1 protein-coding gene is annotated in these 409 nt (G+C 69.7%); it reads left to right on the top strand.

The genetic code is table 11. The features are described from left to right. Window positions 1–305: DUF3463 domain-containing protein (locus tag ACY45C_RS20555; protein ID WP_462189193.1), on the top strand; the 305-nt coding region annotated here is incomplete at its 5' end. Window positions 306–409 lie beyond the last annotated feature (104 nt).

The following is a 409-nucleotide window of genomic DNA, read 5'->3' as shown; positions in this document are numbered from 1 at the left end:
GCAAGAACTGGCGGATCAACCACTCCCCCCTGTTTCTGGACTTCCTCGAAGGAAAGATCGACTTCCCGTGCACGGCCTGGGGAATTCCGTCCTACTCCCTGTACGGCTGGCAGAAGCCGTGCTATCTGATGGGCGACGGCTACGCCAGGACCTACCAGGAACTCCTTGACACCACCGACTGGGAGGCCTACGGACGAGGCCGCGACCCGCGCTGCGCGAACTGCATGGCACACTGCGGCTACGAACCGACCGCCCTCGCGGCGACCCTGTCCTCCCTGCGGGAATCCATCCGCGCGGCCCGCTGAGACCGGCCCCGGGACCACCGGCCAGCCCCCGGATCACCGGCCAGCCCCGGGAAACGACCTCGGTGCGGCGGCCGTCGCCCTCCGGCCGGAGGGCGACGGCCGCC

It is taken from the genome of Frankia sp. CcWB2, from assembly GCF_977927585.1.
This window is presented reverse-complemented; position numbering and strand designations above follow the sequence as displayed.